The organism is Rhizobium aureum (assembly GCF_030182495.1).
GTDB lineage: Bacteria > Pseudomonadota > Alphaproteobacteria > Rhizobiales > Rhizobiaceae > Rhizobium > Rhizobium tropici_C.
Map to the genome: position 1 here is coordinate 443,807 of NZ_JAQJCI010000003.1, position 25,020 is coordinate 468,826.

The following is a 25,020-nucleotide window of genomic DNA, read 5'->3' on the forward strand; positions in this document are numbered from 1 at the left end:
AGACCTATAAGAGACGATTTTCCAGTCTCTCGCAACTGCGAGAAAGTCAATCGGCGTGCTCACAGCGCCTTTTGCAATTCCGGCAGCGCCTCGAAGAGGTCAGCGACGAGGCCGTAGTCGGCGATCTGGAAGATCGGCGCTTCCTCGTCCTTGTTGATGGCGACGATGACCTTCGAATCCTTCATGCCGGCCAGATGCTGGATGGCACCGGAAATGCCGCAGGCGATATAGAGCTGCGGTGCGACCACCTTGCCCGTCTGGCCGACCTGCCAGTCGTTCGGCGCATAGCCGGCATCGACGGCAGCGCGGGAGGCGCCGACGGCGGCACCCAGCTTGTCGGCGACAGGAAGAATGACTTCCCTGAACTTCTCCGCCGAGCCGAGCGCGCGGCCGCCCGAGATGATGATCTTGGCAGAGGTCAGCTCCGGACGATCCGAGGAAGACAGCGCGTCGCCGACGAAGGTGGAGAGTGCCGGATCGGCAGCGGCCGACACCGTCTCGATCGCAGCCGAACCGCCTTCAGAGGCGGAGGCGAACGAAGCCGTGCGCACTGTGATCACCTTCTTGGCGTCGGTCGACTGCACCGTCTGGATGGCGTTGCCGGCATAGATCGGCCGCTTGAAGGTGTCGGCGGAAACGACTTCGATGATTTCCGAGACCTGGGCGACGTCGAGCAGGGCGGCGACGCGCGGCAGCACGTTCTTGCCGACCGAGGTCGCAGCGCCGATGATGGTGTCATAGGAACCGGCCAGCGATACGATCAGGGCTGCCAGCGGTTCGGCGAGATTGTTGGCAAGGCTTGCGTCCTCGGCAACCAGCACCTTCGAGACGCCGGCAAGCTTTGCCGCCTGATCGGCCGCGGCCTTGGCGCCCGCGCCGGCGACCAGCACATGAATGTCGCCGCCGATCTGGGTGGCTGCCGTCAGTGCCTTGGCGGTCTGGTCGGAGAGGTGGGCATTGTCGTGATCAGCCAGAAGAAGAATGGCCATGGGTCTTATCCTTTCCTATCCTCAGAGCACGCCGGCTTCGGTCTTCAGCTTCTCGACCAGTTCGGCGACCGAGGCCACCTTGACGCCCGCCTTGCGGCCGGACGGCTCCTCGGTCTTCAGCACCTTCAACCGCGGCTCGGTCGACACGCCGAAATCAGCCGGGCTCTTCTTGTCGAGCGGCTTCTTCTTGGCTTTCATGATGTTCGGCAGCGAGGCGTAACGCGGCTCGTTCAGGCGCAGGTCTGATGTGACGACCGCCGGCAGCTTGACCTCGATCGTCTGCAGGCCGCCATCGACTTCGCGGGTGACCTGAGCCTTGCCATCGCCGATCTCGATCTTCGAGGCGAAGGTCGCCTGTGCGGTGCCGAGCAGGGCTGCCAGCATCTGGCCGGTCTGGTTGGAGTCGTCATCGATCGCCTGCTTGCCGACGATGATGAGGCCGGGCTTTTCGGCGTTGGCGACGCCCTTCAGGATCTTGGCAACGGCGAGCGGCTCGACGGCATCGTCGGTCTCGACCAGAATGGCGCGATCCGCGCCCATGGCGAGCGCCGTGCGCAGCGTTTCCTCGGCCTTGGCCGGGCCGATCGATACGACCACCACTTCCTCGGCCTTGCCGGCTTCCTTCAGACGCAGCGCCTCTTCGACCGAGATCTCGTCGAACGGGTTCATCGACATCTTCACGTTCGAGAGCTCGACGCCAGAACCATCCGGCTTCACGCGAATCTTGACGTTGTAGTCAACAACCCGCTTAACGGGAACGAGAATTTTCATGGAATCCTTCCTTCAACATGACCGCCCGAGAACATGCGCTGTTTAGCGCCATTCCATTTGTCGAATGGCGACATGGATACGCGTTTTTCCCCCAATTACAACGCTTCCAGGCCGCCTGAGAGACGAAATGCTTGAAAGGCATAAATAACGTTTACGTCAACGTCAATATGTGGTGCCTCTCATGACTGATTTGTGCCGCTACCGATTCTTCCCGGGAACCCAGAGCACGTCGGCGCGGCCCCGATCATTGGCATGCCGCGCGGCGACGAAGAGAAAATCGGAAAGGCGGTTGATATATTTCAGCGCCGGCGGGCTGACGTGTTCGCCTTGCTCACGCGACAGCGCCACCATGAGGCGTTCCGCGCGCCGGGCAATGGTGCGGGCAAGATGCAGATGGGCGGAGGCCGGGTTGCCGGCCGGCAGAACGAAGGATCTCAACGGCTCGAGATCGGCATTCAGCAGATCGATGTCGTGCTCGATGCGTTCGACCTGATGGTCGATGATGCGCAGCGGCTCATAGGCCGGCGGCTCGTCGGTTTCAGGGGTGGAAAGATCGGCGCCGAGATCGAAGAGATCATTCTGGATCCGCATCAGCATGGCGTCGAGATCGGGCAGCTCAATCGTGTGCAGCCTTGCGACGCCAATGGCGGAATTGGTTTCGTCGACGGTGCCGTAGCTTTCGACGCGCAGGTCGTGCTTCAGCCGCCTCGGGCCGGCGACGAGGCCCGTGGTGCCGTCATCGCCGGTCTTGGTGTAGATCTTGTTGAGCTTGACCATCGTGTTCCTGTGGTTAGAGCCTTCCGCTTTTCTTCGGATCGCGAAATGCCCTAACCCTTTGTTTTAAGCAATTCCGGACGGAAAACCGCTTCGCACTTTTCCTGGAATTGCTTTCGAGCACGATGCCGAAAAGTGTGAGCGGTTATCGGACGACATCATGCTCTACTTCTTTAATTCTAGAGCGGATTCAGATTTTAGGTCGAACAGACCTAAAATCATCCGGCTCTAGGCCGGGCGGCCGCCGCCCGTCAGCCAGAGCGTCAGCATGATCAGAATGACCGCGACTGCCTGCAGCAGGACACGCAATTGCATCAGCCGGTTCGAAAGGTTCGGATTGTCGCCTTTCATCATGTTCCAAAGGCCGCGAACGAGAACGATCGCGACAAGTCCCATGACAATGATGGCGGCGATATAGGTAAAGGTCGACATGGCTCCTCCATCCTTGTCTTTAAAAGCGGTTCAGCCTTTCACGGATATCCGAGCCGCTTTATCTCGTTGCTTTTCGCAATTCCTCGCGGAAAACCGCTGCGCACTTTTCCGGGATTGCTCTAGTCCAGCCGACGCATCAGACGATAGAAAAGGTTAGCCGGCAATAGCCTTTTCAAGAGGACGCCCTGCTTGGCGGGCGTCGTTACCAGATAATGTGGGCGTGGGCTCTTCACATTCAAAGCCAATTTTAGCACATCATAGACCGCTTCTGGACCCAATTTATGCTTGTTGATCGGGCCTGATCCATCCAGCCGTTTCAGTTGCCTGCGGTATTCCACCGCATGGGCGGAGCCCTCAAGGTCGATATGCTCGCGGATCTTGGCGAGTGCATTGGCGGTAAACTTCGTCGCGATCGGGCCGGGCTCGATGAGGCTGACATGGATGCCGCTACCCTGCAGCTCCATTCTGAGCGTGATCGTCAGTCCTTCCAGCGCAAATTTCGAGGCGGTGTAGGCGCCGCGGAAACGGTAGGGAACCAGCCCGAGAATGGACGAGCAATTGACGATGCGGCCATGGCCCTGTTTGCGCATCAGCGGCAGAACCTGGCGCGTCAGCTCATGCCAGCCGAAGACATTCGTCTCGAACTGCTCGCGCAGCACATCGGTCGCAAGGTCCTCGACGGCGCCCGGCTGCCCGTAGGCGCCATTGTTGAAGAGGGCGTCGATGCGGTCGCCCGTGCGCTCCCTAACCGTTGCAACCGCAGCTGAAATCGTCTCGGGACGGGTGTAGTCCAGCAGAAGTGCTTCGATGCCGTCGGATGCAAGCGGGGCGAGATCGGCTTCGTTGCGCACCGTCGCGAAAACGCGCCATCCGTCGGCTTTCAGTGCCCGGGCGCAGTAAGCGCCGATTCCGGAGGAGCAACCAGTCAGCAGGATGATGCGTTGTTCCGTCATGAGGAGATGATTCCTGTACAAACCGGAACTCGTTTCCCATATTCAGGAACCCGATACAATCGACAACCGGCGGTGTCAGCCGGATGATGCCGACGTTAGGCGGAGATGGAATGCCGACAGTCCTGCGCACGATTTACAAGGTGATCTACGACGCAGTGTTCCATTTCGTCGAGGACGACGGGTTCGCCATGGCAAGCCACGTTGCGCTATCGACGCTGCTGGCGGTTTTCCCTTTCCTGATCTTCGGTACGGCGCTGGCGAGTTTTCTCGGCGCCAGCCAGTTCTCGTCGACGGCCGTACACCTGATTTTCGACACTTGGCCGGAGGCGATCGCCAAGCCGCTCGCCGATCAGGTCGTACAGGTGCTGACGATCCCGCGCGGCGGGCTTTTGACGGTCTCCGTGCTTGCGGCCGCCTATTTCGCGTCTAACGGCGTCGAGGCTCTGCGCATATCGCTCAACCGCGCCTATCGCGTCCTCGAAACCCGGCCGTGGTACCTCAACCGTCTCGCCAGCCTCGGCTACGTGCTCATCGCCGTGTTGATCTTCGCGATCCTCAGCATCCTGCTCGTCGCCGTGCCGCTGGCGCTGAATTACACCCGGCAGTGGCTGCCGCGGCTCGCTGATATTCTCGAGATCGTATTCAGCTGGCGGATCTACGGCACGATCTTTCTGCTGCTGGCGGGCCTCATGATCCTGCATCTCTGGCTGGCGGCCGGCCACAGGCGGATCTTCGACGTCATTCCCGGCGTGCTGCTGACCTTGATCTTCTGGTCGATCGGCGCTGTGCTCTTCGCCTATTATCTCTCGACCTTCGCCAATTATACCGCCACCTATGCCGGCCTGGCGTCGGTGATGATCGTGCTGATCTTCCTCTATATGTTGGCCGTGATCTTCATCATGGGCGCGGAGATCAATGCGGCGCTGATGAAGTTCCGCGTGCGGCGGCTGCTGTTCGGCAAGGCGGCGAGCCGCGCAGCCGCCGAGATAGCTTCGGAAAAGATACCCTCGGAACCAAGGGCCGAACCGAGGGCCGAATCAGAGGCCGATGCGGCGGCGAAGCTCCGTCGGTGACAGGCCTTGCCGGCGCCATTCGGCAATGCCGGTATCGCCCATGCTCTTGGACAGCTTTTTGCCATCCTCTCCGAGGACCAGACGATGGTGATGATAGAGCGGTTCCGGCAGGCCGAGGAGTGTCTGCAGCAGGCGATGGATCGAGGTGGCGTGAAAGAGATCGAGCCCGCGCACGACATGGGTAATGCCCTGCACGGCATCGTCGACCACCACCGAGAGATGGTAGCTCGAGGGCGCATCGGAACGCGACAGCACGACATCGCCCCAGGCGGCGGGATCGGCCGGAATAATGCCCGTCTCGCCGTCGCCGCTTTCCCGCCAGTGCAGTGGTTCGTCCACTGTCGCCAGTGCCCTTTCCATGTCGAGACGCCAGGCGTGTTTCATACCCGAAGCAAGCAGGCGCTGCCGCTCGGCATCGCCGCGCTCGCGGTCATCGGGCGGATAGAGCGGCGTGCCGTCGGGATCGCGCCGCCAGGAACTGCCCTCGGCTTCGAAAGCGCCGACACGTGATTTGACCTCGCCACGTGTCAGGAAGGCGGGGTAGACGAGACCGCGCTCGATAAGTGTCTGCAACGCCGTCTGATAGGCCGCAAAATGCTCGGATTGCCGGCGCACCGGCTGCTGCCAGCGAAGGCCAAGCCAGGAAAGGTCGGTGTAGATGCCCTCTTCGAAATCGGGTGTGCAGCGCGCCTGATCTATGTCTTCGATGCGCAAGAGGAAATCGCCGCCGGCCTTTGCCGCCATGTCGTGATTGAGAATGGCCGACAGCGCATGGCCGAGATGCAGCGGGCCGTTCGGGCTCGGGGCAAAACGGAATTTCGGCTTTTGACGGTGAATCTCGATCATGCTTTCTTCTGCCACGAATTTGAACCGGGGACCACGAGACGCCATGCAGATCATTCGCGACGAGCGCGATATCGAACAGGGACTGGCTTCGCTGCTGAAGATCGACCCGCGCCTGCGGCCCGTTGCCGCAGAGGCCGGCACCTTGCCGTTGCGCCTGCGCGAACCGGGCTTCGAAGGGCTTGCCCATATCATCGTGTCGCAGGTGGTCTCGCGCGCCAGCGCGGATGCGATCTGGGGGAAGATGATCGCCGGCATGGGACAGGTGACCGCCAAGGGCTATGCCGGGCTGGAGCCGGAGGCATGGCGAAGCTTCGGCCTGTCGCGAATCAAGCACGAGACGCTGGCGCGCGTGGCCGAAGCCGTTGCCGGCGGCAGCCTCGATCTCCATGCGCTCAGCGCCGAATCCCCTGAAAAAGCGCTTGCCGAGCTGACATCGATCAAGGGAATCGGCCCGTGGACGGCCGAAGTCTATCTGATGTTCTGCGGCGGTCACGCAGATGTGTTTCCAGCCGGCGACGTCGCGCTGCAGGCGGCCGTCGGGATGGCTTTCGGCCATGAAGTCAGGCCCTTGGCCAAGGCCGTTGCCCTGGAAGCCACGGCTTGGGCGCCCTGGCGCTCGGTCGCGGCCCGGCTTTTTTGGGCCTATTATGCCGTGAAAACGCGCCGGGACGCGCTGCCTATAGTTTAATCGGCGGCCTCCCCGAAATTGCCTTTATGCACTGAATTTATTGGACTTCACAATCCTGTAACAACCGGCCTAATATACAAGATGTAGATGCCGAATCGATCAGGAGGGTTCCTTGACGATTGCAGTCTCCCCGCAGTCCTTGCCGGCGCTCGTGCTGAACGCTGACTACAGACCGCTGAGTTACTATCCCTTGTCGCTCTGGTCCTGGCAGGACGCGATCAAGGCGGTTTTTCTTGACCGTGTGAACATCATCGCGGAATACGATCAGTGCGTGTCCTCACCGAGCTTCTCGATGCGGCTGCCGAGCGTCGTATGCCTGAAGACATATGTGCAGCCGTCCCGCAATCCCGCCTTCACCCGCTTCAACGTCTTCCTGCGCGACAAGTTCGAATGCCAGTATTGCGGCTCCCATGACGACCTGACCTTCGACCACGTCATCCCGCGCGCCCATGGCGGCGAGACCACCTGGGAGAATGTCGTGGCCGCCTGTTCGCCGTGCAACCTGCGCAAGGGCAGCAAGCTGCCTAAGCAGGCCGGCATGTTCCCGGCGCAGAAGCCATACCAGCCGACCGTGCAGGACCTGCACAACAACGGCCGGCTCTTTCCGCCGAACTATCTGCACGACAGCTGGCTCGACTATCTCTACTGGGATTCGGAACTGCAGCCGTAGGATTTCCTTCTCCCCTTGGGGAGAAGGTGGCCCGAAGGGTCGGATGAGGGGGAGCGGCGGCACGCAAATTTGCCTTTCGCTTGCCGCTCAAGGCCCTCGTCGCTTCGCTTCTCGTCCCCCTCATCCGGCCGCTTGCAGTTTCGCTTTGCTCACCTGCTCGCGCCCACCTTTTCTCCGCGGGAGAGAAGGGGTCAACCCGCCTTCTTCGCACCCACAAAAGCAATAGCAGCCAGGATGACGCTGGCGATCACGTTCCAGCCGGCCATGGACAGGCCGAGGATGCGCAACGCTGCTTCCGTGCAGGACGGGCCTTTGATGGTGTTCAGCTGGCCGAGCAGGTCGCCGGCGTTCTGCGTGACGCTGCTGGCCGTGGTCGAGCAGGTGGTCGGGCCTTCCCAGAAGTGCCATTCGACGCCGGCGTGATAGACGCCGATGCCGCCGCCGACAACCATCATCAGGCCGGCGATGATGAGCAGCCCACGGGTGATCCAGGAAGGCAGGCCGGCGATTGCCGTCAGCACGGCGATGATGGCGACGGGGATGCCGTAATAATACGGCTGACGCTGGTCGAGGCAGAGCGCGCAGGGGATATACCCGCCGATATACTGGAAGCCGAGCGCCGAGCCGATGACGACGATCATGCCGATCGTCAGCAGGACGCCATAGCCGAGGCCGGCGCGGGAGGAAGGCGAAGTCATGGACATGCGTTGAGGGCTCCTTGGTCAGCTCGCCAGGGCAAAATGGAAGATGCCGTAGAGGGCGATGAGAACGGCGGCGGCTGCCATGGTGATCTGGCCCAGGCGCTTCTCGATGAAATGGCGGATGGATTCGCCATAGCGGCGAAGCAGGAAGGCCAGGAGAAAGAAGCGCCCGCCGCGCGCGACGATGGCGGAGATGATGAACAAGCCGAGATCGATATGGGCGACGCCGGAGAGGATGGTTACCACCTTGATAGGCGGCAGATGCGCCAGCCCCGATGTGACCAGCAGCAGGAGCACCCATTCATAGGTGATGCCGGCGCTCATCTGGTTGAAGGCGTCGAGCTTGCCATAGAATTCGAGGATCGGCTTGGCGATGGTCTCGAAGGCGTAATAGCCGAGCGCCCAGCCGGCAATGCCGCCAAGCACGGAGGCAACCGTCGCCGTCAGCGCATAACGCCACGCGCGCTCGGGCTTCGCCAGCGACATCGGCAGGAATAGCACATCAGCCGGAACGAGGAAGATGGAGCTCTCGACGAAGGCAATCACGGCCAACCAGATTTCCGCCGATTTGCGGCCGGCGAGCGACATGGTCCAGTCGTACAGTCTACGAAGCATAGGGCCCCCTTTTTGCTGCGTTGCAAACCTTTAGGGGGCAGGATTATGGCTGTAAATGGTCAGCGGGTGAGGGAAGTGGCGGAAAGGCAAAATTTTTCGTGATGGTTTGGGAGTGAGGTGGCGATACTGCAGCATTCGCCGGGCTTTCTCAGTAGTGTTCGGCAAGCATTTCGTTCAGAACAAGGCGGATACTACATAGACATAGAGGAAGCTGGCGAGGCCATGCCGATCATGGAGTTTCGTGACCAATGCCGTATGTACGCAAATAACCCCCAACTTCGATGATGGCTCCGGTGATGAAGCGCTGGCCATCGAGGGGCGAACAATAATTAAACGGACCAGGTAAACTGTGTGGAGAAGCCTCGTAGCGCGTCAAACATATTAATGTATTTCACATCAAAGGCATTGCAGACATCGGGAATCAGAACCCTCTTTTTCGAATTTGGGCTGGGCAGCTCGTGAGTGATCACGGTAGCGCTCATGCTCCTAGCTTTCGCTATTAACCAAGGATCAGCATCGTCAAGAAACTTTGCTACGGCCTGCGATGTATATTGTCCAGAGGAGATGTAAGCGGCAATTTCTCCGAAATTGACCTGAGTTTCGCTATCATCGACCTTCAGGAACCACTCGGCATCTTTTCGATCATGAGCCCATGCCGATAGTTCGTCGTCTCCGCGAGTCAGTTCCTCCCTGACATTCACGATGGAGGCAACTTTTACACCACAGGCGCTATCCATCCAGTCCCAGAAACCAGGGCAAATGTCGAATGCGTAATAACGATTTTTTGCTTCGATAAAGACATTCGTATCGAGCAGGAAATTCATTGCGCGGCTCGTGTTTTATTATGGAAGGCCATAAGTGTGGCCGGCTGAGTGTTCAGAAGGTTTGCCGCATGTTTCAGCAACAGGCGCCCGCTCATTGCCTGCGCCATCACCGCGTTGGTGAATCTGATTCCGTTGCGCAATGGGAGATTGTTGTAAAAGCTGCCGCCGCCTTCGCTGTCCGCCTTTGCTTCCTCCCAGCCAGAACTTTCAAGCGCATAAAAGCTCTTGTAATGGCTCTCGTCGATAAGCCCCAAATCGAATGCACGGCGAGCGATAACGATACGGCTCACCTTATAGACCCTTGCCAATCGATCGGCATTGCTGATGACAGAAGATTCGTGATCCCAGCGGCTCGCAAAGCCATTTTTTGGAACCAGAAATTCTGCGGCAATCTGATTGCACTTCTGCTCTATTGCTCGGTTAACGCCGTAATCGGACTCGCCTATAAAGACGTTCGAAACGCCGCTGGTACCGATCCATATGTGCGCAAGCTCGTGCGCAAGCGTAAAAATCTGCGCAGCTTTGGCGTCTCTTCCGTTGATAAAGATCAGCGGCACCAGCGGATCGCTGATGGCAAATCCACGGAACTGGCTAACAGACAAGGGTCTGTGGGTATTACTTCCGACGATACCGTTGCGGATAACCCATATGCCAGCATCCTCGGCCTTGCCGATTAGCATCCGGAGGTGTGTCTCCCAATTGGCCGTTATCGGCTCTCTGGAGGCTCCATACAGTGTTTTACGAATGTCAGCGGCGACTGCTTCCGGATCGGCGTCCTTGGAGAACTTGCCCACGAATTCGAGCTTCAGATCATCATAGGCGATCAAATGGTCTTTGAACCAATCCCGCTTGAATAGGATGTCATTGAGCAAATCCCTAAAATTTGCATCTAGGCGCTTGGAGGGGTCGCTTCCGACCGTTCTAAGATCAGGAATCGACAACTCTTCCTCTGGAGGCTCCTTCAGAAAAAGATAGCCAAACGGGATGTGCAACACGGAGGAAAGCGACTTAGCTTGGCGAAATGTCGGTCGGTCGATGCCCTCGAGCCATTCGGCCAATCGCTCGGGCTTTACCGGCACCTTTTTGGCAACGGCATCGAGCGGCATGTCGGCGCGATTTACGGCCCAAGCCAGTATCTTTTCATTGATCAGCGCTTCACTCATGCTGATGGAACGTCCAAGGCCGCAACAGGTTCTGTGATACATAGCAGAATTTGTTTATGGAAGCTTGCGCAGGCCATTACGGGCAACTTTTTTGATGCGGTGGCAAAGGCGAGGCTGTAAAGCTGACTTGGATAATAGGAAGTCGAGGTAGATCGGCTGCTGGGATAAGCAAAGGAAATTCAGTCCTGCACCAAGCGAAGATGGATCGCGGGGATATAAACAATTAGATAAAGCGAATTTAATTTCGCGTGTCGATGTAGTTGCTTAAGAAAAGTGGTGCCCCATGCCGGAGTCGAACCAGCACTTCTTTCGAAACTCGATTTTGAGTCGAGCGCGTCTACCAATTCCGCCAATGGGGCAACGGATCATGACGAGGCGGCTGTCTAGCATGTGAGCGGCGGGGCGCGCAAGCCGGAGATCGCAGATATTGCGAGTGTTTCCGCAGGGTTGCGGTTTAGCCCATGGCGTAGTGGACGCCATGGGCTTTTTGCCGTTTGAGGCTCAGTGAGCCATGGCCGGGCCTTTGCTGATGGAACCGGACTTTTGCAGGGTGATCGCCAGGATTGCGGCGAGCAGGCAGAAGGCGCCGGCGACGAAGAAGGCGGGAAGATAGGTGTTCAGCTCCGTGCGGGTGAGGCCGGCGCCATAGGCGGCGGTGGCGGCACCGAGCTGATGGCCGGCGAAGACCCAGCCGAAGATGAGGCCGGCCTTTTCGCGGCCGAAGCGGTCGGCGGCGATCTTGACGGTCGGCGGCACGGTGGCGATCCAGTCGAGGCCGTAGAAAACGGCGAAGATCGACAGGCCGTAGAAGGTGAAGTCGCTGAAGGGCAGATAGACCAGCGACAGGCCGCGCAGGCCGTAATACCAGAAAAGCAGCCAGCGATTGTCGAAGCGGTCGGAGAGCCAGCCGGAGCCGATCGTGCCGAAGAAATCGAAGATGCCCATGACGGCGAGCACGCTGGCGGCCGCGACAGGCACGATGCCGAAATCGCCGCAGAGCGTGACGAAATGCGTCTGGATCAGGCCGTTTGTCGACAGGCCGCAAATGAAGAAGGTGGCAAAGAGGATCCAGAAGGTCGAGGTCGTGGAGGCCTCCCGCAGGATCGACAGGGGCGAGGCAAGCGCGGCCTTCAGGTTTTTGGTCGCCGGCGGCGGAGGCGTGATGTGGATCTCGCCGACCAGCGGCAGGTTCATGTCAGAAGGGCGGTCGCGCATCAGGAGCAGCACGACGAATGCAGCGACGACGATCATGCCGCAGACGAAGAGCACCGTGGTGCGCCAGCCGTAGCGCGTCGTCAGCTCCGCCATCAGCGGCAGGAAGACGAGCTGTCCGGTGGCCGAGCTTGCCGAGAGCATGCCGATGACGAGGCCGCGATGCTTGGTGAACCAGCGCGTCGAGACGGTCGCGGCGAGCACCATGGCGGTGAGGCCTGTGCCGAAGCCGATGATGATGCCCCAGCATAGCAGCAGCTGCCAGACTTGCGTCATGAAGAGCGAGCCGATGAAGCCGACGGCAATGGTCGCCAGCGCGAAGACGATGACCTTGCGCACGCCGAAATGGTTCATGAAGGCGGCGGCGAAGGGTCCCATCAGGCCGAACAGCAGCAGCCGCACGGCAAGTGCCGAGGAAATGGACGAGGTGCTCCAGCCGAACTCGTCCTCCAGCGGCTTGATGAGCACGCCGGGCGCGCCCATGGCGCCGGCCGTGACCAGCATGGTGAGGAAGGTGGCGCCGACGACGACCCATCCATAGTGGATGTTGCGCCGGGCAAGCGTCGAAGCAAGGGCAGTTGAGACCATGAGGTGCGTTCCGATAAGGTTGCGTGTCTTGGCGTCAGGATCGGGAGATTTGCGAAAGCGCTCGATCGCGGATGGCCGGGGGTACCGTGTCCACTTCTAGCGCCATGCCGTTCTCCCGGCTTGAACGTTTGTGTAAAGGCATTTACATGATTGCTATCATATTTGTTGCGTATTGATGATGGTCATCATATAAATTGTCAATGCAGATTTATTGATGCTCTGATGGAGTTTTTTGATGAGAGTGAGCCGGGAGAAATTCGCCGAGAATCGCGAGAAGATCCTTGCCGTGGCGGGCGAGCTCTTTCGCGAGAAGGGTTTTGACGGCATCGGCGTCGCCGAGATCATGAAGGCGGCGGGGCTGACGCATGGCGGTTTCTACGGCCATTTCGATTCGAAAGACGAGCTTGCCTGTGAGGCGAGCAAGGCGCTTGTGGCTCGTTCGCTGGAGCGCTGGAAGCAGGTGGCGTCAAGCTCGCCCGACCAACCGCTGGAAGCGCTGCTTGCCCATTATCTCTCGCATCGCAACGTGGTCGAGCACGCGACAGGCTGTGTCTTCGCGGCGCTGACGCAGGAGGTCAGCCGCCACGGCCCCGAGATGCAGTCCACCTTCACCGGCGGCCTGATGGGGCTGGTCGAGGTGCTGGAAGAGATCGTTCCCGGCCAAACGCCGGAGGAGCGACGGCGCAAGGCCTTTGCCAGCCTCTCGGCCATGGTCGGTGCCGTCATCCTGGCACGCGCCATGGACAATCCCGAATTGTCGCAGGAATTCCTGTCGGCGACCCGGCAGGAGCTGTCGCCGCCGCCGGGTGAAGAAAAGAGCTGATCTATAGCGGTTCAGCTTTTCACGGAATCTCTGAGATGCTCTATCTCTTTGTTATCTCGCAATTCCGGACGGAAAACCGCTGCGCACTTTTCCTGGAATTGCTCTAGTCGCGGAAGGCGAGCAGCCCGTTCGCCTCGACGACCTCTCTGAATTTGCCGTCGGGTGCGACTGCGAGCAGTTCGGCGCGAAGTGCGGCTTCGAAATCGGCTGCCTTGTTCCCCAGCGCCTGCGGCGAAGTCGACGACATCGAGAAGATGCGGCCGACGATCTCTTCGATATCCCTGGTGTATTCCGAGACGATGCCGATCCGTTCCAGATTGCGGAAGGGGGAGGCGAGCAGCATGGCTTCATGCGGCGCCCATTCCTTGCTCCGGCGCATCTGCCGCTCCGCGCTGCGCTCGGGCGAATAGGTTTCCATCAGCGGTTCAAGGATGCCGCGCCAGTTCGGCTCCGCCAGAATGTCTTTATCGTGAAAAAGCACGAGGGCGCCGTCCGGCTCGATCAACTTGTCGAGGGCCTCAAGCGTTGCCGGCCTGTCCATCCAGTGGAAGGAGCGACCCATGACGCAGAGGTGCAGCCTGCCGATATCGGGGCCGAGATCGTAGGAAGAGCCTTGGCGGATGCTGATATCGACGCCGGCTGCCTTCGCGCCGAGCGCGGCTTCGGCGAGCATTTCCGGTTCCGGATCCATGGCGGTGACGGCGGCACCCTGCAGCCGCGCGAAGGCGATGCCGAGCTGGCCGGGGCCGCAGCCGAGGTCGAGCACATGGTCGCCAGGCTCAAGCCCGCTGCGCTCGGCGACGCGCTCGATCAGCCTGTCCGGATAGGGGATGCGATAGCGCAGATAATAGGCCGCGGTCGATTGAAATCGCCGCGCCTCGAAGGGAACTGTGATCATTGGATATCATCCTCGGGGGTAGGGAATCATGACCTGTTAAGCCGCAACTGTGACCGGTTCGTGAAGTCACTTTTGCGCGATTTGCCGCAGGCTGCATGGCTTCGGCTTCGGAGCTTGGGATTATCTCCCACCTCCTTCTCCCCTCGGGGAGAAGGTGCCGTCAGGCGGATGAGGGGGCCTGCCGAGAGCAAGAAGATCCATGAATTCAAGTCGGCCAGCCCCCTCATCCGACCCTTCGGGCCACCTTCTCCCCGAGGGGAGAAGGGTTGCGCGGCAACCACTTCATTTCACATTTCATATGCAGATTGCTCTACCGGAAGAGGGGTGAGAGGCCAGACAGCCAGCCGCAATACCATCAGCCCAACCTGACCAGCTCCAAAATCCCGGTTCACTTGAACCCAGCAACTCCATGCGGAACGTAGGGGCTTTCCAGCGCGCCGATTTCCTCCGGCGTCAATTTGACCTCCAGCGAGGCGACGGCGTCCGTGATGTGGCCGGGCTTGGAGGCGCCGATGATCGGGGCGGTGACGGCGCTTTTCTGCAGGATCCAGGCGGTTGCGACCTGCGCGCGCGGGATGCCGCGTGCCTTGGCAACGGTGCCGACGGCATCGACGATCTTGCGGTCGGCCTCGAGCGCCTGGGTATAGAGCGTCTTCCCGAATTCGTCGGACTCCGTGCGGGCCGTCGCTTCATCCCAATCGCGGGTGAGGCGACCGCGAGCAAGTGGGCTCCAGGGGATGACGGCGATCTTCTGGTCCTCGCAGAAGGGCAGCATCTCGCGCTCCTCCTCGCGGTAGAGCAGGTTCAGGTGGTCCTGCATGCTGACGAACTCGGTCCAGCCGTTGAGGCGGGAGATGTAGATCGCCTTGGCGAACTGCCAGGCATACATGGAGGAGGCGCCGATATACCGAGCCTTACCGGCCTTGACGACATCATGAAGCGCTTCCAGCGTTTCCTCGATCGGCGTCGTATAGTCCCAGCGGTGAATTTGATAGAGATCGACATAGTCGGTGCCGAGACGGCGCAGGCTGTTGTCGATTTCATCGAAGATCGCCTTGCGCGAGAGGCCTGCACCGTTCGGGCCGGGACGCATGCGGTTGAAGACCTTGGTGGCGAGCACGATATCGTCGCGGCGGGCGAAATCCTTGATGGCGCGGCCGACGATCTCTTCCGACGAGCCGTTGGAGTAGGTGTTGGCCGTATCGAGGAAGTTGATGCCGGCCTCGATCGCCTGGCGCAGCAGCGGGCGGCTGTCCTCCTCCTTCAACGACCAGGCATGCGTGCCCTTGTTGGGATCGCCATAGGTCATGCAACCCAGGCAGATGCGTGAAACTTCCAGACCGGTGCGGCCAAGCTTTACGTATTCCATCGCTATTCTCCGTCCATTCGATTACCCGGCGCAAAGAGGCTCGCCGCGCTGAGGGCGGCGGAGTGCGTGCGTCACCAAATTAATCCGACGGCCAGGCTTGCCGTCGATCGGTGCGTCAGTTCGTGAAGAGCTTCGAAGTGTTCTTCAATAAATAAGGCAAATCATTTGGCAGGGAAGACGGCAATTTCAAATGTTTCCTTGAACCCCAGAGGCGACAGGTGTTAGCTGCACCGCACCATTTTCTGGAATTCCGCATGAGATTGCCCCCGCGTGACACTTACGATGCCCTCTATCGCGACTTTCGTTGGGAGATTCCGGCGAAATTCAACATAGGACATGCTGTTTGCGATGCCTGGGCCGAACGCGAGCCCGATCGGGTCTGCCTCCAGCATTTCAATCCGGACGGCAATCACTTTTCCATGACCTATGGTGAGTTGCGTGATCGCTCCGCCTCTTTCGCCCATGCACTTACCGCGCTTGGCGTGCAGCGAGGAGATCGGGTGGCGCTGCTGCTGCCGCAGAGTTTCGAGACGGTCGTGGCGCATGTGGCGATCTACAAGATGGGGGCGATCGCCCTGCCGCTGGCCTTGCTATTCGGTGCCGAGGCGCTGGAATACCGGCTGAAGGCATCCGGAGCATCGGCCATCGTCACCAACCGCTTCGGCCTCGAACGGCTGCGTCCGATCCGGGACGGGCTGCCTGAACTCGCTCAGGTGATCAGCATCGATGGCGCGGAAGAGGATGTGGCCGGCTTTGCCGATCTGGTCGCGACCCATCCGCCCTTGTTCGAGGTGGCCGATACTGGCCCGAATGACCCGGCATTGATGATCTTCACCTCGGGCACGACCGGGCCGCCCAAGGGCGCGCTGCATGGCCATCGCGTATTGCCGGGTCACATCCCGGGCATGCAGTTCGCCCATGAAGGCTTTCCCAAGGCCGGCGACCGGCTCTGGACGCCGTCGGACTGGGCTTGGGCCGGCGGCCTCCTGAATGCTCTGTTGCCGAGCCTGATGCTTGGCGTCCCGGTCGTTTCCTCGCCTGCGCAGAAGTTCGATCCGCACATGGCGTTCCGCATCATGGCCGAGATGGAGGTGCGCAATGCCTTCATTCCGCCGACGGCGCTGCGCCTGCTGAAGGCCGTCGATAATCCGCGGGCGCATTACGATCTCAAGCTGCGCACGATCGGTTCGGCCGGCGAGGCGCTCGGCCGCGAAACCTTCGAGTGGGCACGCTCGGCGCTCGGTGTCAGCGTCAACGAATTCTTCGGCCAGACGGAGTGCAATTTCGTGCTCTCTTCCAGCGAGGCCTTCGGCGTCAGCCGTGCTGGCGCGACGGGCAAACCGGCGCCCGGCCATCGTGTCGCGATCGTCGATGCCGATGGCGTCGAGGTTGCAGTAGGAGAGGCGGGGCAGATCGCGATCAGGCGGCCCGATCCGGTGATGTTTCTCGGCTACTGGCAGAACGAGGCGGCGACGGAGGCGAAATTTGCCAATGACTGGCTGCTGACGGGCGATATCGGCCGGCAGGATGCGGATGGCTATATTTCCTTCGTCGGGCGCGACGACGATGTCATCACCTCGTCGGGCTATCGCATCGGCCCGAGCGAGATCGAGGATTGCCTCGGCGGCCATCCGGCCGTGCAGCTTGCCGCGGCTGTGGGAAAGCCGGATGCGGTCAGGACGGAAATCGTCAAGGCCTATGTCGTTCTCGTGCCCGGCCACGAGCCAAGCGAGGCGCTCGCGGCCGAAATCCGCGAGTGGGTGAAGACCCGGCTTTCCATGCACGAATATCCGCGCGAGATCGAATTCGTCGATGCTCTGCCGCTGACGACCTCAGGCAAGGTGATCCGCCGCCTGCTGCGCGAGCGGGCGATGGCCGAGGTCAGCGTTTCGTAAGCGACAGGATCTTTTCGCGCAGCAGCTTCGCCATGTTGCGGGTGCTGCGATACATGTGGAGCTGCGTGGTCACCTGGCGGACGTCGCGGTCGCCGTTCGGCATCAGGCCGATAATGAGCGTGCCCATCTCCTCGCGTTCGTGCCAGAAGCGGCTCATGATCGGATGATCCGGTACGGCGCAGGAATCGGAGCGGACGACGTTGGCGTCATCGAGATGCCATTCCGTCAGTTCGCCCATCAAGAGCTTGCCCGGTGAAAAGCGGGCATAGGCCTCGTCATAGGCGGTCTTCCACGTATAGGCTTCGCCGCCCATCATCAGCACGATCATGGAGGCGATCGCCTTGCCGTCGAGGTCGATGGTGTGGATGCGCACCGCGTCGATGGCCGCTAGATTGGAGATTGCTTCGCGGGCGAAGGCGGCATGGTGGCGATCCGTGACGAGGGCCGACCGCTTCTTGCCCTTCCAGCCGCTTGCTTCCAGCGCCAGGAATTCTTCCATGCGTCTGTGCACGTCGCCCGGCTGGCGCGCGACGTTGTAGCTGACCTCGCCTTGATTTTCCAATAGCCGCCATTGCCGGCGCATTTCGCGCAAGTGCGCGTTGGAAATCGTCCGCTTCAGGTAGGCGAGCGCGTCGTCGTTGCTCTCAAGCATCGGCCGCTGGAAAGGATTGGCGACCGCGATCGGCAGGTTCCTGCCGATGGCGATGACTTTCGCCATTTGAACGAAGCGGCCGTTCAGGCGCACATCCGGCAGCACGAGCGTCGTCGGCAGGTGCAGTTCCGGCCGGGAGAGCGCTTCGAAAAGATTGTCGAGCGTCTCGCCCGCATCCTCCGCATCGACGAGCGGCGTGCCGAGCGGGCCGAAGGAGTTCGACCAGACGCGAATGATCGAGGGCCCGATCGCAAAGCCTGGCTTGTCGACAGTGAAGGGCATCAGCAGACGGATGCGGCTACGCGTGCTGCTGTTGTCGCGCATCAACGCAAGACGCACCTGCCGGTCCTCCAGCCGCGGCATGGCGGGCGCCAGGAAACGGCCGGAGAAGAAGACGTTCGGTTCTATGGCGCGGTTGGACAGGAAGTCCAGTTCGTCCTGCAGCTCGTAGCCGAGCTTGCCGGGATAGAGGCAGAGTTCGCGGCCCACGCGGCCGATCTCGACCCGGGCCTCGGCCTTCGGCGTTTCGAAGTGCAGCGCTGCGAGCGTATGCGTCAGGGCATTCACTTGGCTGTCGGTACTTTGGGTGTAGGGAGGGCGTGCCATAATCAGGGAGCCCTCGTTGCCGGTGGGGTTGCGGGGCGCCGAATGAGGGCGAACAGGGTGATGCCGAGCGCGTGACGGACCGCGATGTGCAGAAGCAGGGCCTCGATCGCCATGGCGGCGGTGCCGGCAATGGCTGCCCCTTCGATGCCGAGACGCGGGATAAGGATGACGTTCAGGCCGATATTGGCGACAAGTGCCGCTGCATAGAGGTAGACGCAGAGCATCTGCTTGTCGGCCATGGTCAGGAGCACTTCGGCAGGGCCGACCAATGCCCTTGCGAGGATGCCGGCAAGCAGTATTGCCATGACGATCTGACCATCGGTGAAAGAGGCGCCGAAAAGCGACAGCAGCAACTGGCCGGCGGCCAGGACGGCAAGACCGACGGCAAGCGCCGGAAAGAAGGTCCAACGCGTTGCATCGGCTGCGAAGGCGGCAAGCTTGCTGCGGTCACCTTCCGCCAGGATCGCGGCAAAGCGCGGGCCGATCGCGGCCTTTACGGCGAAATAGACGAAGTGGACCAGCGCCATGGTCTTGGCGGCGGCAAAATAGACGGCAACCTGATCCGGATCGAGGAATATCCCGACGACCACGACATCGGAATTGGTGAGAAGGTAGCCCACGCCTTCGACAAGAAAGATAGGAAAGGCGACGGCAAACCACGCGTTGAATTCCGTGGCTTTCGGGCCGCCCGGATAATGGCGGCGCAGACGGAGGGTGACGACCAGATATTGCAGCAGGACGCTGGTGAAGGCGCCGGCCAGGGCTGCCGTCATGGCCGTGACCGCATCGCGCGGCGCTCCGGCGAGGACCGCGCCGACCATGAAGAGCAATATCAGCGTCGGGCGGATCAGGAAGGTCGGGCTCAGAGCCATGATCGGCCAGTGCTTGGCACGCGCCGTCCCATCAAGGACGTCGCCCAGCGCGATCATCGGCACGGCGATCAGCCCGAGGAAGGTCGGCAGGATGTAATAGGCTTCGATCATGCCGCGGAAGACATGGATCAGGAGTGCTCCGATCAGGGCCAGCGTGCCTGAGATGGCCACCACGAACAGGCGCGCCGTGGCGTTCAGGCCGCGAATGGCATCGTAGTTGCCGCTGGCATCATACTGCGGCAGGAACCGGATGATGGCGGTCGGGAAGCCGATACAGGCAAGATTGCCGAACAGGATCATCAACACCCAGACGAAAACGAAGACGCCGTATTCAAACCGGCCCATCAGGCGGGCAAGGATGATCTGTGACAGGAAGGCGAGGGCGGCGCCTGCGATGCGGATCGTGAAAGCGATCAGCGCCATGCGCTGCGAGACGGCTTTTTCGTCCTGACCGGCAAAAAGGGCAGCGAGTTTGCGCAGATGCGGCGATAGCGCAGTCCGCAATGCGGACGGCAACATTCTCTCCGCTGTTTGAAAGACCGCCATGATCGATACGCAATACTTTAAGTATGATCCCAACCTCGCGGCAGTCTTGGCAGAGGAGGGTTAAGAATCGGTTCTTTCTGCATGCAAAAATCATCCGCAAGCTGCGAAGAATCGTTCACCGAGGGAATTCGAGGCAACCTTGGGATGCGGCTCTTCTTGGGGTTGCGATACCGCGCTCCCGCCGCAGGAAACGGGTGGCGGGCACTTAGCCGCAATATAGAATCGATCGCGTGCCAACGGAGGATCTCATGCTCACGCTCTACGATTATCTGCCATCGCAGAATGGCTGGAAGGCCAGGGTACTGTTCGGGCTGCTTGATATTCCATACCAAACCCGCCTGGTGTCGATCTTCGAAGGCGAGGGGCGCACGGATGCCTTTCTCGCTCTCAATCCGGCAGGCGGCATTCCCGTTCTCGAACTCGAGAATGGGCGCACGATCGCCGAATCGAATGCGATCCTGACCTATGTCGCCGAGGGAACGCGATTTCTTCCGGCAGATCGCTACCAGCGCGCCAAGGTCATGCAGTGGCTGTTCTTCGAGCAATATCACGTAGAGCCGGTCATCGGCACGCTGCGCTTCTGGACCTTGACGGGGCGGCTCGAGCTCAATGCCGTCATGGCGGAGGCCAAGCGTGCCGGCGGCCTTCGTGCGCTTGCGGCGCTCGAGCGTGGACTGAAGACCACGCCCTTTCTCGCTGGCGAGGAGTTTTCGATCGCGGATATAGCGGCTTATGCCTATGCTCATCGGGCTGCGGATTGCGGCTTCGATCTTGCCGATTATCCCGCGTTCACCGCGTGGCTCGATCGTGTACTTGACGTCATTGGCCCCGGCTATCCGGTCCATCTCTATAGCGAAGATCCGCATTCCGCCATCTGAGTGCATTGGCTCTTCATCTAGGGACTCCACCTGTCAGCTGGCGCTGTTCCGAGGGCCCCGCAAACAAAAATGCCGCCCAAAGGCGGCATCTTGTTCATTGCCATCAACCGATAAGGTTCAGACGACTTCGCTGCTTTCGAAGGCGCCGTGGCAGTGCTTATACTTCTTGCCGGAGCCGCAGGGGCATGCCTCGTTGCGGCCGACGCGGCCCCAGGTTGCCGGGTTGCGCGGGTCACGGTTTTCCGGTGCTACCGCGCTTTCATTTGCGAGAGCGAAGGGTGAGAATTCGTCCTCGCCCGTCGTCGCGTCGATGTGGCGGGCCTGCATCGGCGGCGTCTCTGGCTCGGCCGGCTGCTGCACGAGTTCGACGCGCGAGAGCTGGGCTGTCACGGCCTGGCGCAGATTGTTCAAGAGTGCCTGGAACAGCTCGAAAGCTTCGGCCTTGTATTCCTGCAGCGGGTCGCGCTGGGCGTAGCCTCGGAAGCCGATGACCGAACGCAGATGGTCGAGATTGACGATATGCTCGCGCCAGAGATTGTCCAGCGTCTGCAGCACGATGGAGCGCTCGACATAGGTCATGATCTCAGGCCCGAAGCGCTCGGCCTTTTCGGCCGCCGCCTTGTCGGCTGCTTCCGTCAGGCGCGCGCGGATATCGTCTTCGGCGATGCCCTCTTCCTTGACCCAGTCATGAATGGGCAGGTCGAGATCGAAGAAGTTGGCGACCGCCGTCTTCAGCCCGTCGGCATCCCACTGTTCGGCATAGGCGCGCTCGGGAATATGTCTTGAGACCAGATCCTCGATGACCTCATGGCGCATGTCGCCCACGGTTTCGGACAGGTCCTTGGCTTCCATCAGCTCGACGCGCTGCTCGAAGATGACCTTGCGCTGGTCGTTCAGCACATCGTCGTATTTCAGAACGTTCTTGCGGATATCGAAGTTGCGGGCTTCAACCTTCTTCTGGGCGCGTTCGAGTGCCTTGTTGATCCAGGGATGGACGATGGCTTCGCCTTCCTTGAGGCCCAGCTTCTGCAGCATGCCGTCCATACGGTCGGAGCCGAAGATGCGCATCAGATCGTCCTGGAGCGACAGGTAGAACTTCGAGCGGCCCGGGTCGCCCTGACGGCCGGAACGGCCGCGAAGCTGGTTATCGATGCGCCGACTTTCATGGCGCTCGCTGGCGATGACGTAGAGACCGCCGGCGGCAAGCGCCTGCTGCTTCAACTCCTTGATTTCCTCGGCGATCCTGGCAATGGCCGCATCGCGCTCGGGACCTGGCTCCATCTCGTGCAGGTCGCGTTCGACACGCATTTCGAGGTTGCCGCCGAGCTGGATGTCGGTACCGCGGCCAGCCATGTTGGTGGCGATCGTCACCGTGCCGGGAACGCCGGCCTGGGCGACGATATAGGCTTCCTGCTCGTGATAGCGAGCGTTCAGCACCTGGAAATTGGAGAAGCCGCGCTTGCGCATGAGATCGGCGAGAAGTTCGGACTTCTCGATCGATGTCGTGCCGACCAGGACCGGCTGGCCGCGCTTATGCGCATCGAGGATCTCGTTGATGATGGCGTTATACTTCTCGGTATGCGTACGATAGACCTCGTCGTCCTCGTCGATACGCTGGATCGGCAGATTGGTCGGCACTTCGATGACGTCGAGGCCGTAGATGTTGCCGAATTCTTCCGCTTCCGTCGATGCCGTGCCGGTCATGCCGGCAAGCTTGTCGTACATGCGGAAATAGTTCTGGAAGGTGATCTGCGCCAGCGTCTGGTTTTCCGGCTGGATCTGCACATGCTCCTTGGCTTCCAGGGCCTGATGCTGGCCGTCGGAATAGCGGCGGCCCGGCATCATGCGGCCGGTGAATTCGTCGATGATGACGACTTCGCCGTTACGGACGATATAGTCCTTGTCGCGCTGGAACAGCTTGTGCGCCTTGAGCGCGTTGTTGATGTGGTGGACGATCGCGACGTTTTCGATGTCGTAGAGCGATTCACCCTTCAACAGGCCGGCTTCGCGCAGCATGTTTTCCAGCTTCTCGGTGCCGTCTTCGGAGAAGTTGGCGGAGCGCTGCTTTTCGTCGATCTCGTAATCATCCTTCGACAGGCGCGGAATGAAGGCGTCGATCGCGTTGTAGAGATCGGAACGGTCGTCGAGCGGGCCGGAAATGATCAGCGGCGTGCGCGCTTCGTCGATGAGGATCGAGTCCACTTCGTCCACGATCGCAAAACTATGGCCGCGCTGTACCATCTGCGCGCGTTCATACTTCATATTGTCGCGCAGATAGTCGAAGCCGAGCTCGTTGTTGGTGCCGTAGGTGATGTCGCAGGCATAGGCTGCGTGGCGCTCTTCGTCCGACAGGCCGTGAATGATGACGCCCGTGGTCAGGCCGAGGAATCCGTAGAGACGGCCCATGGTGCCGCTGTCGCGCTGTGCCAGGTAGTCGTTGACCGTGACGACGTGCACGCCCTTGCCGGCCAGCGCGTTCAGATAGACCGGCAATGTCGCGACGAGGGTCTTGCCTTCACCGGTCTTCATTTCGGCGATGGCGTTGGAATGAAGGATCATGCCGCCGATAAGCTGCACGTCGAAAGGTCGCATGCCAAGAACACGGCGCGACGCTTCGCGGGCAACGGCGAAGGCGGGTACGAGAAGATCGTCGAGCGTCTTGCCGTCTGCGAGCTGCTGGCGGAACTCAACCGTCTTTGCGGCCAGAGCTTCATCGGACAGCGCTCGCATCTCCTGCTCGAGCGCATTGATTGCGGCTACTTGCGGCTGGAACGATTTGACCCTGCGGTCGTTGGACGAGCCGAACAACTTGCGGGCAATTCCACCTAGGCTGACCATGTGACTGGTCCTTTCTGAGATTTCATCCGGCCGTTTCCTGCTTTATCCGATCCCGAAAAAAACGGGAGTATAGCACAAAACGGCCGGAAACTGTTCTGGACGCGAGGTTGCGTGACAGATAAGAGGGGGGTCGATTGATGTCAACGGGATTTGGCCGATACAGAAAGGCCACATTCTCCTGCTGAAGGCTTTTTCACGCCGGAATCACATCTGTCGAGCCGGTCGAGATCACCGAAGGGTTATTTTATGTTGAAGTATAACAAGCTTGCTGCGGTTGCTTTCGCAACAATCGTTACCTTCCAGGCTCCGGTCTTCGCAGCCGATGCCAAGGACCCCGTTGTCGCCAAGGTCGGCGATGTCGAAATCCATCAGTCCGAACTCAACCTGGCGATCGCCAACCTCGATCCGCAACTCGGCCAGCTTCCGGACGACCAGAAGAAGGTGGCAGCGCTTTCGGCTTCGATCGACGTGAAGCTGCTGTCGCAGCAGGCCGCCACCGAAAAGCTCGACCAGACGCCGGACTTCCAGGCCCACATGGCCTATCTGCGCGACCGCGAGCTGCACAATGCCTTCTTCAAGGCGCATGTCGCCGACAAGATCACGGATGACGAAGTCAAGGCCCGCTACGACAAGGAAGTCGCAGCCCTGCCGAAGCAGGAAGAAGTTCATGCCCGCCACATCCTCGTAAAGACCGAGGACGAGGCCAAGGCAATCATCAAGGAACTCGACGCCGGCAAGGATTTCGCCGAACTGGCCAAGGAAAAGTCGACCGACCCGAACAAGGCCGACGGCGGCGATCTCGGCTATTTCGGCCATGGCCGTATGGTCAAGGAATTCGAGGATGCGGCTTTCGCTCTTCCGGTCGGCACCTACACCAAGACGCCGGTCAAGACCGATTTCGGCTGGCATATCATCAAGGTCGAAGACAAGCGCAATGCTCCGCCGCCGCCGTTCGACCAGGTCAAGGACCAGGTTCGTCAGCTCGTCATGCGCGACAAGTATCTTGAGCTCCTGAACAAGGCCAAGACGGACACGAAGGTCGTCATCAACGACCCGGCCCTCAGCAAGGCCTATGACGATGCGCAGAAGCAGCAGGACGCAGCCCCGGCCGATGACGCCGTCGCTCCTGCAGATGGTGCGGCAGCGCCCGACGCTCAGCCGCAGCAGTAAGTCACAGCAGTCAAACCATCAGGGCCCGGTTTTTCCGGGCCCTTTACTGGAGCCGGATGATTTTAGGTCGCATCGACCTAAAATCTGAATCCGCTCCAGAATCAAAAAATAGAGCATGATGTCGTCCGAAAACCGCCTACACTTTTCGGCATCATGCTCTTTCAGGTGGGTCTC

23 protein-coding genes and 1 tRNA gene are annotated in these 25,020 nt (G+C 60.4%); 7 read left to right on the forward strand and 17 right to left on the reverse strand.

Features of this window, described 5'->3' with window-relative positions:
- Window positions 1–59: 59 nt before the first annotated feature.
- The 5 genes from PH552_RS10900 to PH552_RS10920 all read right to left on the reverse strand — a co-directional run bounded on the left by PH552_RS10900 (window position 60) and on the right by PH552_RS10920 (window position 3,919).
- Window positions 60–989, reverse strand: coding sequence for an electron transfer flavoprotein subunit alpha/FixB family protein (locus PH552_RS10900; RefSeq protein WP_113249112.1), 930 nt, complete (start codon window positions 987–989; stop codon window positions 60–62).
- A 21-nt stretch (window positions 990–1,010) separates the two neighbouring features.
- Window positions 1,011–1,760: an electron transfer flavoprotein subunit beta/FixA family protein gene (locus PH552_RS10905; protein ID WP_169645116.1), complete on the reverse strand. Its 750-nt coding sequence runs from the start codon at window positions 1,758–1,760 to the stop codon at window positions 1,011–1,013.
- 198 nt (window positions 1,761–1,958) lie between these two features.
- Window positions 1,959–2,537 (reverse strand): cob(I)yrinic acid a,c-diamide adenosyltransferase, encoded by a 579-nt coding sequence (locus tag PH552_RS10910; protein ID WP_113249110.1) that lies wholly within the window; start codon window positions 2,535–2,537, stop codon window positions 1,959–1,961.
- Between the two features lie 225 nt (window positions 2,538–2,762).
- Entirely contained in the window at window positions 2,763–2,966 is a 204-nt protein-coding gene (locus PH552_RS10915; protein WP_112341285.1) for a twin transmembrane helix small protein, read from the reverse strand.
- Between the two features lie 119 nt (window positions 2,967–3,085).
- Window positions 3,086–3,919: an SDR family oxidoreductase gene (locus tag PH552_RS10920; RefSeq protein WP_113249109.1), complete on the reverse strand. Its 834-nt coding sequence runs from the start codon at window positions 3,917–3,919 to the stop codon at window positions 3,086–3,088.
- A 110-nt stretch (window positions 3,920–4,029) separates the two neighbouring features.
- Here PH552_RS10920 and PH552_RS10925 point away from each other — a divergent pair, with 110 nt between their 5' ends.
- A complete protein-coding gene (locus PH552_RS10925) occupies window positions 4,030–4,992 on the forward strand; it encodes a YihY/virulence factor BrkB family protein (RefSeq protein ID WP_285165927.1) in 963 nt (320 codons plus the stop codon).
- Here the strand turns inward: PH552_RS10925 and gluQRS are convergent.
- Window positions 4,957–5,838 carry a tRNA glutamyl-Q(34) synthetase GluQRS gene (gene gluQRS, locus PH552_RS10930; protein ID WP_169645114.1) on the reverse strand — a complete coding sequence of 294 codons (882 nt, stop codon included), beginning with the start codon at window positions 5,836–5,838 and terminating at the stop codon, window positions 4,957–4,959. The genes PH552_RS10925 and gluQRS overlap by 36 nt on opposite strands.
- 43 nt (window positions 5,839–5,881) lie before the next feature.
- On the opposite strand from gluQRS, the gene PH552_RS10935 reads away from it, so the two are divergent.
- Together PH552_RS10935 and PH552_RS10940 are read left to right on the forward strand one after the other, a co-directional pair.
- The gene (locus tag PH552_RS10935) at window positions 5,882–6,526 is read left to right on the forward strand and encodes a DNA-3-methyladenine glycosylase family protein (RefSeq protein WP_169645113.1); all 645 of its coding nucleotides are present in this window, start codon (window positions 5,882–5,884) and stop codon (window positions 6,524–6,526) included.
- Between the two features lie 112 nt (window positions 6,527–6,638).
- Window positions 6,639–7,196, forward strand: coding sequence for an HNH endonuclease (locus tag PH552_RS10940; protein WP_015341304.1), 558 nt, complete (start codon window positions 6,639–6,641; stop codon window positions 7,194–7,196).
- Window positions 7,197–7,387: 191 nt separating this feature from the next.
- Here PH552_RS10940 and PH552_RS10945 read toward each other — a convergent pair whose 3' ends face one another.
- From PH552_RS10945 to PH552_RS10970, 6 genes are all read right to left on the reverse strand, one after another.
- Entirely contained in the window at window positions 7,388–7,900 is a 513-nt protein-coding gene (locus PH552_RS10945; protein ID WP_169645112.1) for a disulfide bond formation protein B, read from the reverse strand.
- 18 nt (window positions 7,901–7,918) lie between these two features.
- Window positions 7,919–8,512 carry a YqaA family protein gene (locus PH552_RS10950; RefSeq protein ID WP_169645111.1) on the reverse strand — a complete coding sequence of 198 codons (594 nt, stop codon included), beginning with the start codon at window positions 8,510–8,512 and terminating at the stop codon, window positions 7,919–7,921.
- A gap of 329 nt (window positions 8,513–8,841) precedes the next feature.
- Complete coding sequence (locus tag PH552_RS10955) at window positions 8,842–9,336, reverse strand: DUF4411 family protein (protein WP_183761414.1); 495 nt, start codon at window positions 9,334–9,336, stop codon at window positions 8,842–8,844.
- Complete coding sequence (locus PH552_RS10960) at window positions 9,333–10,499, reverse strand: ImmA/IrrE family metallo-endopeptidase (protein WP_169645109.1); 1,167 nt, start codon at window positions 10,497–10,499, stop codon at window positions 9,333–9,335. The genes PH552_RS10955 and PH552_RS10960 overlap by 4 nt, the downstream gene beginning before the upstream one ends.
- 274 nt (window positions 10,500–10,773) lie before the next feature.
- Window positions 10,774–10,858 (reverse strand) — tRNA-Leu (locus tag PH552_RS10965).
- A gap of 142 nt (window positions 10,859–11,000) precedes the next feature.
- The gene (locus tag PH552_RS10970) at window positions 11,001–12,299 is read right to left on the reverse strand and encodes an MFS transporter (RefSeq protein WP_183761411.1); all 1,299 of its coding nucleotides are present in this window, start codon (window positions 12,297–12,299) and stop codon (window positions 11,001–11,003) included.
- Window positions 12,300–12,534: 235 nt separating this feature from the next.
- Between PH552_RS10970 and PH552_RS10975 the strand changes: the two genes are divergently transcribed.
- Complete coding sequence (locus tag PH552_RS10975; RefSeq protein WP_183761408.1) at window positions 12,535–13,122, forward strand: TetR/AcrR family transcriptional regulator; 588 nt, start codon at window positions 12,535–12,537, stop codon at window positions 13,120–13,122.
- A gap of 103 nt (window positions 13,123–13,225) precedes the next feature.
- Here the strand turns inward: PH552_RS10975 and PH552_RS10980 are convergent, their stop codons facing one another.
- The gene (locus PH552_RS10980; RefSeq protein ID WP_183761405.1) at window positions 13,226–14,020 is read right to left on the reverse strand and encodes a class I SAM-dependent methyltransferase; all 795 of its coding nucleotides are present in this window, start codon (window positions 14,018–14,020) and stop codon (window positions 13,226–13,228) included.
- 388 nt (window positions 14,021–14,408) lie between these two features.
- A complete protein-coding gene (locus PH552_RS10985; RefSeq protein WP_113249100.1) occupies window positions 14,409–15,389 on the reverse strand; it encodes an aldo/keto reductase in 981 nt (326 codons plus the stop codon).
- Between the two features lie 254 nt (window positions 15,390–15,643).
- On the opposite strand from PH552_RS10985, the gene PH552_RS10990 reads away from it, so the two are divergent.
- Complete coding sequence (locus tag PH552_RS10990) at window positions 15,644–17,284, forward strand: AMP-binding protein (RefSeq protein WP_183761402.1); 1,641 nt, start codon at window positions 15,644–15,646, stop codon at window positions 17,282–17,284.
- On the opposite strand, the gene PH552_RS10995 is transcribed toward PH552_RS10990, so the two are convergent.
- Together PH552_RS10995 and PH552_RS11000 are read right to left on the reverse strand one after the other, a co-directional pair.
- The gene (locus PH552_RS10995) at window positions 17,271–18,542 is read right to left on the reverse strand and encodes a GNAT family N-acetyltransferase (RefSeq protein WP_183761399.1); all 1,272 of its coding nucleotides are present in this window, start codon (window positions 18,540–18,542) and stop codon (window positions 17,271–17,273) included. The two genes, PH552_RS10990 and PH552_RS10995, sit on opposite strands and share 14 nt — an antisense overlap.
- Window positions 18,543–18,544: 2 nt before the next feature.
- The gene (locus PH552_RS11000) at window positions 18,545–19,960 is read right to left on the reverse strand and encodes an oligosaccharide flippase family protein (protein WP_112341271.1); all 1,416 of its coding nucleotides are present in this window, start codon (window positions 19,958–19,960) and stop codon (window positions 18,545–18,547) included.
- A gap of 248 nt (window positions 19,961–20,208) precedes the next feature.
- Here PH552_RS11000 and PH552_RS11005 point away from each other — a divergent pair, with 248 nt between their 5' ends.
- Window positions 20,209–20,838, forward strand: a complete 630-nt coding sequence (locus PH552_RS11005) for a glutathione S-transferase family protein (protein WP_112341270.1) — start codon at window positions 20,209–20,211, stop codon at window positions 20,836–20,838.
- A gap of 117 nt (window positions 20,839–20,955) precedes the next feature.
- Here PH552_RS11005 and secA read toward each other — a convergent pair whose 3' ends face one another.
- Window positions 20,956–23,676, reverse strand: a complete 2,721-nt coding sequence (gene secA, locus PH552_RS11010) for a preprotein translocase subunit SecA (protein ID WP_112341269.1) — start codon at window positions 23,674–23,676, stop codon at window positions 20,956–20,958.
- A 246-nt stretch (window positions 23,677–23,922) separates the two neighbouring features.
- Between secA and PH552_RS11015 the strand changes: the two genes are divergently transcribed.
- Window positions 23,923–24,846, forward strand: a complete 924-nt coding sequence (locus PH552_RS11015) for a peptidylprolyl isomerase (RefSeq protein ID WP_112341268.1) — start codon at window positions 23,923–23,925, stop codon at window positions 24,844–24,846.
- Window positions 24,847–25,020 lie beyond the last annotated feature (174 nt).

Coding starts and splice junctions, on each gene's coding strand:
- PH552_RS10900 (WP_113249112.1), bottom strand. CDS start 989: ATGGCCATTCTTCTTCTGGCTGATCACGACAATGCCCACCTCTCCGAC.
- PH552_RS10905 (WP_169645116.1), bottom strand. CDS start 1,760: ATGAAAATTCTCGTTCCCGTTAAGCGGGTTGTTGACTACAACGTCAAG.
- PH552_RS10910 (WP_113249110.1), bottom strand. CDS start 2,537: ATGGTCAAGCTCAACAAGATCTACACCAAGACCGGCGATGACGGCACC.
- PH552_RS10915 (WP_112341285.1), bottom strand. CDS start 2,966: ATGTCGACCTTTACCTATATCGCCGCCATCATTGTCATGGGACTTGTC.
- PH552_RS10920 (WP_113249109.1), bottom strand. CDS start 3,919: ATGACGGAACAACGCATCATCCTGCTGACTGGTTGCTCCTCCGGAATC.
- PH552_RS10925 (WP_285165927.1), top strand. CDS start 4,030: ATGCCGACAGTCCTGCGCACGATTTACAAGGTGATCTACGACGCAGTG.
- gluQRS (WP_169645114.1), bottom strand. CDS start 5,838: ATGATCGAGATTCACCGTCAAAAGCCGAAATTCCGTTTTGCCCCGAGC.
- PH552_RS10935 (WP_169645113.1), top strand. CDS start 5,882: ATGCAGATCATTCGCGACGAGCGCGATATCGAACAGGGACTGGCTTCG.
- PH552_RS10945 (WP_169645112.1), bottom strand. CDS start 7,900: ATGTCCATGACTTCGCCTTCCTCCCGCGCCGGCCTCGGCTATGGCGTC.
- PH552_RS10950 (WP_169645111.1), bottom strand. CDS start 8,512: ATGCTTCGTAGACTGTACGACTGGACCATGTCGCTCGCCGGCCGCAAA.
- PH552_RS10955 (WP_183761414.1), bottom strand. CDS start 9,336: ATGAATTTCCTGCTCGATACGAATGTCTTTATCGAAGCAAAAAATCGT.
- PH552_RS10960 (WP_169645109.1), bottom strand. CDS start 10,499: ATGAGTGAAGCGCTGATCAATGAAAAGATACTGGCTTGGGCCGTAAAT.
- PH552_RS10970 (WP_183761411.1), bottom strand. CDS start 12,299: ATGGTCTCAACTGCCCTTGCTTCGACGCTTGCCCGGCGCAACATCCAC.
- PH552_RS10975 (WP_183761408.1), top strand. CDS start 12,535: ATGAGAGTGAGCCGGGAGAAATTCGCCGAGAATCGCGAGAAGATCCTT.
- PH552_RS10980 (WP_183761405.1), bottom strand. CDS start 14,020: ATGATCACAGTTCCCTTCGAGGCGCGGCGATTTCAATCGACCGCGGCC.
- PH552_RS10985 (WP_113249100.1), bottom strand. CDS start 15,389: ATGGAATACGTAAAGCTTGGCCGCACCGGTCTGGAAGTTTCACGCATC.
- PH552_RS10990 (WP_183761402.1), top strand. CDS start 15,644: ATGAGATTGCCCCCGCGTGACACTTACGATGCCCTCTATCGCGACTTT.
- PH552_RS10995 (WP_183761399.1), bottom strand. CDS start 18,542: ATGGCACGCCCTCCCTACACCCAAAGTACCGACAGCCAAGTGAATGCC.
- PH552_RS11000 (WP_112341271.1), bottom strand. CDS start 19,960: ATGGCGGTCTTTCAAACAGCGGAGAGAATGTTGCCGTCCGCATTGCGG.
- PH552_RS11005 (WP_112341270.1), top strand. CDS start 20,209: ATGCTCACGCTCTACGATTATCTGCCATCGCAGAATGGCTGGAAGGCC.
- secA (WP_112341269.1), bottom strand. CDS start 23,676: ATGGTCAGCCTAGGTGGAATTGCCCGCAAGTTGTTCGGCTCGTCCAAC.
- PH552_RS11015 (WP_112341268.1), top strand. CDS start 23,923: ATGTTGAAGTATAACAAGCTTGCTGCGGTTGCTTTCGCAACAATCGTT.